The organism is Streptococcus sp. 27098_8_113 (assembly GCF_041432545.1).
Classification (GTDB): domain Bacteria; phylum Bacillota; class Bacilli; order Lactobacillales; family Streptococcaceae; genus Streptococcus.
In genome coordinates this window covers 70,516-79,124 of record NZ_JAPVZU010000010.1, presented here as the reverse complement: position 1 = coordinate 79,124, position 8,609 = coordinate 70,516, and the positions used below count along the sequence as shown (strand labels likewise).

Annotated in this window: 14 protein-coding genes; all 14 read right to left on the bottom strand. The window is 40.3% G+C overall.

Going from position 1 to position 8,609, the window contains the following annotated elements:
- Positions 1-123: 123 nt before the first annotated feature.
- Positions 124-1,395, bottom strand: coding sequence for a gamma-glutamylcysteine synthetase (locus O3644_RS07100; protein WP_048766337.1), 1,272 nt, complete (start codon positions 1,393-1,395; stop codon positions 124-126).
- A gap of 213 nt (positions 1,396-1,608) precedes the next feature.
- Entirely contained in the window at positions 1,609-1,995 is a 387-nt protein-coding gene (gene rplQ, locus O3644_RS07095; RefSeq protein ID WP_005591286.1) for a 50S ribosomal protein L17, read from the bottom strand.
- An 11-nt stretch (positions 1,996-2,006) separates the two neighbouring features.
- Positions 2,007-2,945 (bottom strand): DNA-directed RNA polymerase subunit alpha, encoded by a 939-nt coding sequence (locus O3644_RS07090; protein ID WP_005591287.1) that lies wholly within the window; start codon positions 2,943-2,945, stop codon positions 2,007-2,009.
- Positions 2,946-2,990: 45 nt separating this feature from the next.
- Complete coding sequence (gene rpsK, locus O3644_RS07085) at positions 2,991-3,374, bottom strand: 30S ribosomal protein S11 (RefSeq protein ID WP_001118385.1); 384 nt, start codon at positions 3,372-3,374, stop codon at positions 2,991-2,993.
- A gap of 17 nt (positions 3,375-3,391) precedes the next feature.
- Complete coding sequence (rpsM, locus tag O3644_RS07080) at positions 3,392-3,757, bottom strand: 30S ribosomal protein S13 (RefSeq protein ID WP_005591288.1); 366 nt, start codon at positions 3,755-3,757, stop codon at positions 3,392-3,394.
- A gap of 17 nt (positions 3,758-3,774) precedes the next feature.
- The gene (rpmJ, locus tag O3644_RS07075) at positions 3,775-3,891 is read right to left on the bottom strand and encodes a 50S ribosomal protein L36 (protein WP_001808836.1); all 117 of its coding nucleotides are present in this window, start codon (positions 3,889-3,891) and stop codon (positions 3,775-3,777) included.
- Positions 3,892-3,915: 24 nt separating this feature from the next.
- Entirely contained in the window at positions 3,916-4,134 is a 219-nt protein-coding gene (gene infA, locus O3644_RS07070; RefSeq protein WP_001029883.1) for a translation initiation factor IF-1, read from the bottom strand.
- 116 nt (positions 4,135-4,250) lie between these two features.
- Entirely contained in the window at positions 4,251-4,889 is a 639-nt protein-coding gene (locus tag O3644_RS07065; RefSeq protein WP_005591289.1) for an adenylate kinase, read from the bottom strand.
- A 95-nt stretch (positions 4,890-4,984) separates the two neighbouring features.
- Positions 4,985-6,295 carry a preprotein translocase subunit SecY gene (secY, locus tag O3644_RS07060; RefSeq protein ID WP_005591290.1) on the bottom strand — a complete coding sequence of 437 codons (1,311 nt, stop codon included), beginning with the start codon at positions 6,293-6,295 and terminating at the stop codon, positions 4,985-4,987.
- Positions 6,296-6,307: 12 nt separating this feature from the next.
- Positions 6,308-6,748 (bottom strand): 50S ribosomal protein L15, encoded by a 441-nt coding sequence (rplO, locus tag O3644_RS07055; RefSeq protein WP_045498220.1) that lies wholly within the window; start codon positions 6,746-6,748, stop codon positions 6,308-6,310.
- Positions 6,749-6,900: 152 nt separating this feature from the next.
- The gene (gene rpmD, locus O3644_RS07050) at positions 6,901-7,083 is read right to left on the bottom strand and encodes a 50S ribosomal protein L30 (protein ID WP_002894509.1); all 183 of its coding nucleotides are present in this window, start codon (positions 7,081-7,083) and stop codon (positions 6,901-6,903) included.
- A 13-nt stretch (positions 7,084-7,096) separates the two neighbouring features.
- Positions 7,097-7,591, bottom strand: a complete 495-nt coding sequence (rpsE, locus tag O3644_RS07045) for a 30S ribosomal protein S5 (RefSeq protein ID WP_005591292.1) — start codon at positions 7,589-7,591, stop codon at positions 7,097-7,099.
- An 18-nt stretch (positions 7,592-7,609) separates the two neighbouring features.
- Complete coding sequence (gene rplR / locus O3644_RS07040; protein ID WP_009659213.1) at positions 7,610-7,966, bottom strand: 50S ribosomal protein L18; 357 nt, start codon at positions 7,964-7,966, stop codon at positions 7,610-7,612.
- Between the two features lie 85 nt (positions 7,967-8,051).
- Positions 8,052-8,588 carry a 50S ribosomal protein L6 gene (gene rplF, locus O3644_RS07035; protein WP_148887771.1) on the bottom strand — a complete coding sequence of 179 codons (537 nt, stop codon included), beginning with the start codon at positions 8,586-8,588 and terminating at the stop codon, positions 8,052-8,054.
- Positions 8,589-8,609: the final 21 nt, after the last annotated feature.

The following is an 8,609-nucleotide window of genomic DNA, read 5'->3' as shown; positions in this document are numbered from 1 at the left end:
ATTAAGTATTCCCAATACAATTAAATTCATTCAAACATACTCAAACTAATATAATACACAATCCAATCAATCACATAAAGAAATTTACTTCAGCTTTCTATTAGAGGTTAAAAAGAAATTACTTTATCTCTCATTCATAAGTGGAAACAAGTAGCACTCTTCCCCTTCTTTTCGTTTCTCCAAACCTTTAACAGCCAATTGAAGGAGATCTGATGCAAATGATTGAATAGAGTCTTGCTCTGTCTGTGTTAACTCGATCTGCGAATACTTTCTGCGCAGCCTTTTATAGTTACGCCCCTCTAATTTGAAGAAATCACAATCTTTAAGATAAGCGATCACTTCCTCAAGATTAGCCAACAATCCCAAATGAAAAGCTGCTGGTGCAAAGGTCCTATCGAAAGGCTGAGCACAAGTGCTCCTAAATTCTATCGTTCCCCGCGTTGTCAAATCTTGGTACTGGTAGCTTCTGTGATTACAAAAATCATCTGCTTGGGGGATTACTAGACTTTCCTTGCCACTTAAATTGTATCCCTTGATTTGCTCCTGCTTTAGATACTCTCCAGCTACGATAGGAGGAAAATAATAGGTGTCACCCTCTCGCTCAACATTGAAAATGGCTGTATGATTTAAATAATTGAAAAAATCTTCCTCATCTTTGAAATCATGGGGATTAACACCGACATTTTCTACTAACAAGCCATGCATGGACTCTTCCCAGAAGCGGTCTCTCGAGATTCTAGTGTTAAAATCTTCTGTAAGTAATTCTGAATTGGCAAAAAGATAAGCTTTGGCAGCCTCGATTTGATTAAAGGTGTTAATTACCTGTATGAAATTTGCCCGTGAAACATCTAACTGTACCTGGCTCCCACAGATATAGCTACCATAATCAGGATGGCGATGGAAGAAATCTCCTCCAATTTTCTCACTCAAAGCTAGATATTGCATTAACATTTGATAGCGGGGATATTTAACAGGACCATTATCATTCTCCTTCCAGAATGGATGTAAACCATGTCCCTGAAGCTCATGATGACTTTCGCGCAAAATCTTTTGAATGGTGTCTAGGTAATGATTAAAGCGTCTTTCGACTTCTTGAATCGTTTTCGCTTTTTCAAATGCAAATTCCAAAATATTATAAGACACTTCAAAAAGTATCCGATCTTCGCTATCTGAAGCTTTTAACTGGATAGGATTGCCCTCTGAATCCCTTCTTTCTACGATAAAGCCATAGTCTGAATTCAGCCTTACTAACAGCTCCTTTGTTACACGAGTATCTGTCGCTCCTCCCTGAAGATTCACAATTGGAAATTCTAACTCAATCCCAATGTATAAGTCTGGATTCTCTTTTATATTGGCTAAATAACGTTCTTTCAAAATAGCAATCGAATCTTGCATTTCTTCTCCTTCCCTCAACAAAGTTTTTCTTTTCCCATTCAAAAACGCCTGCTTACGAAATTGTTTTTCACTAAAAGCAATTTCGTAAACAAGCGTCTACCCTTTCATCATGATGATGAGTGTTCCCGCTAGGAAAAATCCTAGCGGTAGACCAGAGCTAGACTAAGAGTATAAGAACTCCATCATCATAACACTCAACAAAATTGATAAAAATTATACTAATTCAATAATTGCCATTGGCGCAGCATCCCCACGGCGTGGTTCAGTCTTAAGAATACGAGTGTATCCACCATTGCGCTCAGCATAGCGAGGTGCCAATTCAGAGAATAATTTTTGAAGAGCTGTAGTTGTAGTGTACTTGTTAGTCTCTTCATTGTAGTTTTCTGATGCAATTTCGTTACGTACAAAAGCTGCTGCTTGACGACGAGCATGCAAGTCACCACGTTTACCAAGAGTAATCATTTTTTCAACTGTTTTACGGATTTCTTTAGCACGAGCTTCAGTTGTTACGATTGATTCATTGATAATCAAGTCAGTAGTCAAATCACGAAGCATTGCTTTACGTTGTGAGCTAGTGCGTCCTAGTTTACGGTAAGCCATGTATTCCTCCTTTATTTATCATTTCTTAACCCAAGACCAAGGTCAGCAAGTTTAACTTTAACTTCTTCAAGACTCTTGCGGCCCAAGTTACGAACTTTCATCATTTCAGGCTCAGATTTTTCTGTCAAATCAAAGACAGTATTAATTCCTGCGCGTTTCAGACAGTTGTATGAACGAACTGATAGATCCAATTCTTCAATTGTACGTTCCAAAATGCGATCATCTGAAGATTTCTCTGCTTCCTTCATCACATCAGTTGAAATAGCAACTTCTGTTAAATCTGTAAAGAGGTTCAGATGCTCTGTCAGGATACGAGCTGATAGTCCCAAAGCGTCTTCGGGAATAATCGTTCCATTCGTTAAAATTTCAAGGGTAAGTTTATCAAAACCATCGTTGCTACCAACACGAGCTGGTTCAACCTGGTAATTTACTTTTGTCACAGGCGTATAGATAGAATCTACCGCAAGTGTGCCTACTGGTGCATCATCTTTTTTATTTTCGTCAGCTGGCACATATCCACGACCGCTATTCACAGCCATTTTCGCTTTAAAGCGAGCACCTTCACTGATTGTAAAGAGATAATGATCAGGGTTTACAATTTCGATATCACTGTCTGTCAAAATGTCTCCAGCAGTTACTTCTGCAGGACCTTCAACATCCAATTCAATCATCTTTTCGTCTTGGACGTAAGATTTTACAGCAATCCCCTTGATGTTCAGAATGATCTGCATAACATCTTCACGGACCCCAGAAATCGTATCAAATTCGTGCAATACTCCTTCAATGTTGATAGAAGTCACTGCTGCACCTGGAAGTGAGGCGAGAAGTACACGACGAAGCGAATTCCCAAGTGTTGTACCGTAACCGCGTTCTAGCGGCTCAACTACAAACTTGCCATAATTTTTATTTTCATCAATTTTTGTTATATTTGGTTTTTCAAACTCAATCATTTAGTTAACTCCCTCTTAAACGAAAAGCAGTGTAATTGTTTATGATTATACACGGCGACGTTTTGGAGGACGAGCACCATTGTGTGGCACAGGAGTCACATCACGAATAGCAGTTACTTCCAGACCAGCTGCAGCAAGTGCACGAATAGCTGACTCACGACCAGAACCTGGACCTTTAACTGTAACTTCAACTGATTTAAGACCGTGTTCTTGTGCAGACTTAGCAGCCGCTTCAGATGCCATTTGGGCAGCAAATGGTGTAGATTTACGAGAACCTTTGAAACCAAGAGCACCAGCAGATGACCAAGCAATCGCATTACCATGCACATCAGTAATCATAACAATAGTGTTATTAAATGTAGCGTGAATATGTGCAATACCAGATTCGATATTTTTCTTCACACGACGTTTACGTGTTGGTTTAGCCAAGACTTTTACCTCCTATATTATTTTTTCTTACCTGCAATCGCAACGGCTTTACCTTTACGAGTACGAGCATTGTTTTTAGTGTTTTGTCCACGGACAGGAAGTCCACGACGATGACGGATACCACGGTATGAACCGATTTCCATCAAACGTTTGATGTTAAGGTTTACTTCACGACGAAGGTCACCTTCAACCTTGATTGCATCCACTTCGCGACGGATAGCGTCTTCTTGATCTGATGTCAAATCTTTGACACGGATATCTTCTGAGATTCCAGCAGCAGCCAAAATTTTCTTAGAAGTTGGAAGTCCGATACCATACACGTAAGTAAGTGAAACGACTACACGTTTGTCATTTGGAATGTCAACTCCAGCAATACGAGCCATGTTTTCTCCTTTCTATCTTATCCTTGACGTTGTTTGTGTTTTGGATTTGCTGGGCAAATTACCATAACACGGCCATTACGACGAATAACTTTACAGTATTCGCAAATTGGTTTGACCGATGGTCTTACTTTCATTTCTTATCCCTCCAAGTTTTTCGATTATTTAAAGCGGTAAGTGATCCGTCCACGTGTCAAATCATAAGGACTCATCTCGACAGTAACACGATCTCCCGCTAAAATACGAATATAGTTTTTACGAATTTTACCAGAAACTGTTGCTAAAATCTGATGTCCATTTTCAAGTTCAACCGTAAACATTGCGTTCGGCATCGTATCAACTACTTTGCCTTCGACTTCAATCACATCGTCTTTTGCCACGCAAAAGCACCTCCCTAAATTTCGATAGATTCCTCTGAGCACAGAGGTAACAATTATAAGTCAGACTAACTCATTGTATCACTACTTGTCAAATATTGCAAGCGGGAAAAACGCTTTTATTTTAAATTTGACAAGACTTTTTCGATATCTGAGAAAACTGCCTCAATCTCTTGATTGCCCTGAATGTCGTGAACGAGTCCTTGAGCACGGTAATGATCAATAATTGGTTGGCCTTGAGCGATATTAACATCCAAACGACGTTTTACTGTTTCAGGTTTGTCGTCTTCACGTTGATAGTAATCTTCTTCTTTGTAATCCACTGGTGGGTTGAAAACTTTGTGGAAGGTTTCCCCTGTTTCGCGGTGGATAATCCGTCCACTCAAACGTTCTAACAAACTATCTGGATTTACTTCGATATTGATAACTGCGTCAAGTTGGATATCCAGATCCGCAAGGATTTTATCCAAAGCATGTGCTTGATCAATTGTCCGTGGATAACCGTCCAACAAGAAACCAGTTTCTTTAATATCATCTTGTGCTAAGCGCTCTTTCACAATTCCATTTGTCACTTCATCTGGCACCAACTCGCCTTTAGAAATGTAGGACTTCGCTAAAACACCCATTTCTGTTTCATTGGCCATAGCAGCACGGAACATATCCCCGGTTGAAATATGTGCCACGTGGAATTGTTCCACAATTTTGGCTGCTTGTGTTCCCTTGCCTGCGCCTGGCAAGCCCATAATCAAAAGATTCATGTTTTGTCTCCTTTTTTGTTTTTAAAGCAATCTATTAAAACACTTAATAAACTTTTTTAAAAACAAAATAGAAGGTTGACTAAGTCAACCTATTTCTATTCTGTTGTAGTATCCATAAATCCGACATACTTACGCTTCAGAAGGTAACCTTCCAACTGCTTCATTCCTTCAATACCAGTCGAAATGATGATAAGAAGACTAGTTCCTCCAAGAGCAACTGCATCGGTCAGACCGAAAAGATCTTTGGCTAGGATCGGAATGATTGTGATAATTCCTAGGAATAGTGAGCCAACTGTCGCCAAACGGCGAAGCAATTTAGACATATATTCTTCCGTTCCCTTACCTGGACGAACACCTGGGATGTAGGCTCCACTCTTTTGTAAATTCTCTGCTGTCTTTTCAGGATTAATTTGTACAAATGTATAAAAGAAAGTAAAGAGAATAATCAAGAGAGCATAGGTAAACATACCACTGATGGTTGTAGTCGCCAGAAGCGCCTGTGCCGTCCGAACCCATGATGCGTTATAGCCCATAGCACTTACAAATTGGAAGATAGCTGCTGGAGCAGCTGTAATCGAACTTGCAAAGATAACTGGGATAACACCAGCAGGATTCACTTTTAACGGTAGGTAGGAACTTGAAGGGGCACCTTGAGCAATCTTCGTATATTGAATTGGAATTTTGTACTCAGCTTGTTGCACAAAGGTTGTGAAATAGATAATCACCAAAACTGCAACAATTAAAATCCCAACGAAAATCAAAGACGAATTGAGTCGATCGCTCGGGATATTAACAAAGTAATCTTCATAGATTCCTTTGATCATACCAGGAATACCAGATACAATCCCTGCAAAGATAATCATGGATACACCATTACCATAACCCTTATCTGTGATTTGCTCTCCTAACCAGGTCACAATAACTGAACCTGTCGTGAGGAGGGCACCAATCAAAAGATAGGTTTGCCAATTTGGATTCGCTACTAGTTTGGTTCTTGACAAAGTCGCAAATCCAGCTGTAATCCCGATGGATTGGACAAAGGCCAATACCAGAGAAATATAGCGAGTTGCTTGATTAAGCTTTCTCCGTCCGACTTCCCCTTGCTTGCCCCACTCTACAAATTTTGGAAGCAAGTCCATTTGTAAGAGCTGAACCACGATTGAAGCCGTGATATAGGGACTAACCCCAAGGGCAAAAACAGAGAAGTTACGCATGGCATTCCCTGAAACCAAGCTAAGCATGTTTAAGAAAGGTAAATCGCTTAAACTATTCAATGCTTTCGCATTAATTCCTGGAACGGTTATAGTTGTACCAATACGGAAAACTAAGATAATGAACAGTGTGAACAAAATCTTAGACCGTACTTGTTTTATTTTAAGTGCGTCTTTTAATAGCTTGAAAAACATAGGTCACCTCTCTTAGATGACTTCGACTGAACCACCTTTAGCAGTGATAGCTTCTTCAGCTGATTTAGAGAATTTAGCTGCTTTAACAGTCAACTTCTTAGTCAATTCTCCGTTACCAAGAATCTTAACACCAGATTTTTCAGCTTTTACAATACCTGCTTCGATGAGAACAACTGGAGTTACTTCTGCACCATCTTCAAAGACATTTAATTGGTCAAGGTTAACAATCGCGTATTCTTTACGGTTTACATTCAAGAAACCACGTTTTGGTACACGACGGAACAATGGAGTTTGTCCACCTTCAAAACCAAGACGAACACCGCCACCGCTACGTGCTTTTTGACCTTTTTGACCGCGACCAGAAGTTTTACCGTTACCTGATGAAGTACCGCGACCAACACGGTTGCGAACTTTACGTGAACCTGCAGCAGGTTGTAATTCATGAAGTTTCATTAATTTTTTCTCCTCTTTTGTAAAATGCTAGCGCTCGTACCAGAGAAAAGGTGTCTCTGATACAAACTCGCCTATACATATATTTAGTTTTAGGGGCTGAGAAAATTCTCAAATCCCCTAATGTATCTTAATAAAAGTTTTTCAGCTAAGGCTTACTTAACTTCTTCAACAGTTACCAAGTGAGATACAGCAGTGATCATACCGCGTACCGCTGGATTGTCTTCTTTGATAACTGAGCTGTTCAATTTGCCAAGTCCAAGTGCTACAACAGTTTTACGTTGTGACGGGATGCGTCCGATTGGAGACTTAGTCAAAGTAATTTTAATTTGAGCCATGAGTTCCCCTTTCTTAAGCCAAGTCAGAAACTGAAATACCACGAAGGGCAGCAACTTCTTCAGCGCGTTTCAATTGTTTCAAGCCTTCAACAGTTGCGCGAACGATGTTGATTGGAGTGTTTGAACCAAGTGATTTAGATGTAACATCTGCCACACCTGCCAATTCGATGACGGCACGAACAGCACCACCAGCAGCAACTCCAGAACCTTCAACAGCTGGCTTAAGCAATACTTTCGCTCCACCAAATTCTGAAAGAACTTCGTGAGGAATAGTTGTACCAACCATTGGAACTTCGATCAAGTTTTTCTTCGCATCTTCAACTGCTTTACGGATAGCTTCTGGTACTTCTTGAGCTTTACCAGTACCGAAACCAACACGACCGTTGCGGTCACCAACTACTACAAGAGCTGCAAAACGAAGACGACGTCCACCTTTAACAACTTTAGTAACACGGTTGACTGCAACTAAGCGTTCTTCAAGTTCAACTGCATTGTCTTTAAATGCCATTTTCTAGTGTCCTCCCTATTAGAATTTCAATCCGTTTTCACGAGCTGCATCAGCCAAAGCTTTTACACGTCCGTGATAGAGATATCCACCGCGGTCAAACACCACTTCAGAAATACCTTTAGCAACTGCACGTTCTGCAACGAGTTTACCTACAACAACGGCTTGTTCAGTTTTAGTTCCTTTTGAAACTTCTTTGTCAAGAGTTGAAGCGCTTGCGAGCGTTACACCCGCTACGTCATCAATCACTTGAGCGTAGATGCCTGTATTAGAACGGAATACGTTCAAACGTGGGCGATCAGCAGTTCCAGAGAGTTTTCCGCGAACGCGACGGTGGCGTTTTTGGCGGATTTTATTTTTATCTGGTTTCGTAATCACAATTTTCACCTCTTATTATTATTGACGTGCCTTAGCACAAAATCGGAAAATAAATTGGCTGGCTGAAATGATCAGCCAATCAATATTATTTACCAGTTTTACCTTCTTTGCGGCGAACGAATTCACCAACGTAACGGATACCTTTGCCTTTATATGGTTCTGGTGCACGAAGGCTACGTACATAAGCAGCTGTTTGTCCAACTGCTTCTTTTGAAATCCCGCTAACAACGATTGTTGTTGGGTTTGGAAGTTCAAAAGTAATTCCTTCTGGAGCTTCAACTTCGTCTGGGTGAGATTTACCAACAGCCAAGACAAGTTTTGTGCCTTGAAGTTGTGCACGGTAACCAACCCCACGCATTTCAAGTTCTTTCTTGAATCCTTCTGATACGCCAACAACCATGTTGTTCAGAAGGGCACGAGTAGTTCCGTGGATTGTTTTCATTTCTTTTGAATCGTTTGGACGGTGAAGAGTTACTTCAGTTCCTTCCACACGGATTTCAATATCTTTTGAGAACTCACGAGTCAGTTCTCCTTTAGGTCCTTTTACAGTTACAACGTTGTCATTGTTAGTGATTTCAACACCAGCAGGCAACACGATAACTTTATTACCAATACGTGACATGTTTATTTTCTCCTGTTAAAT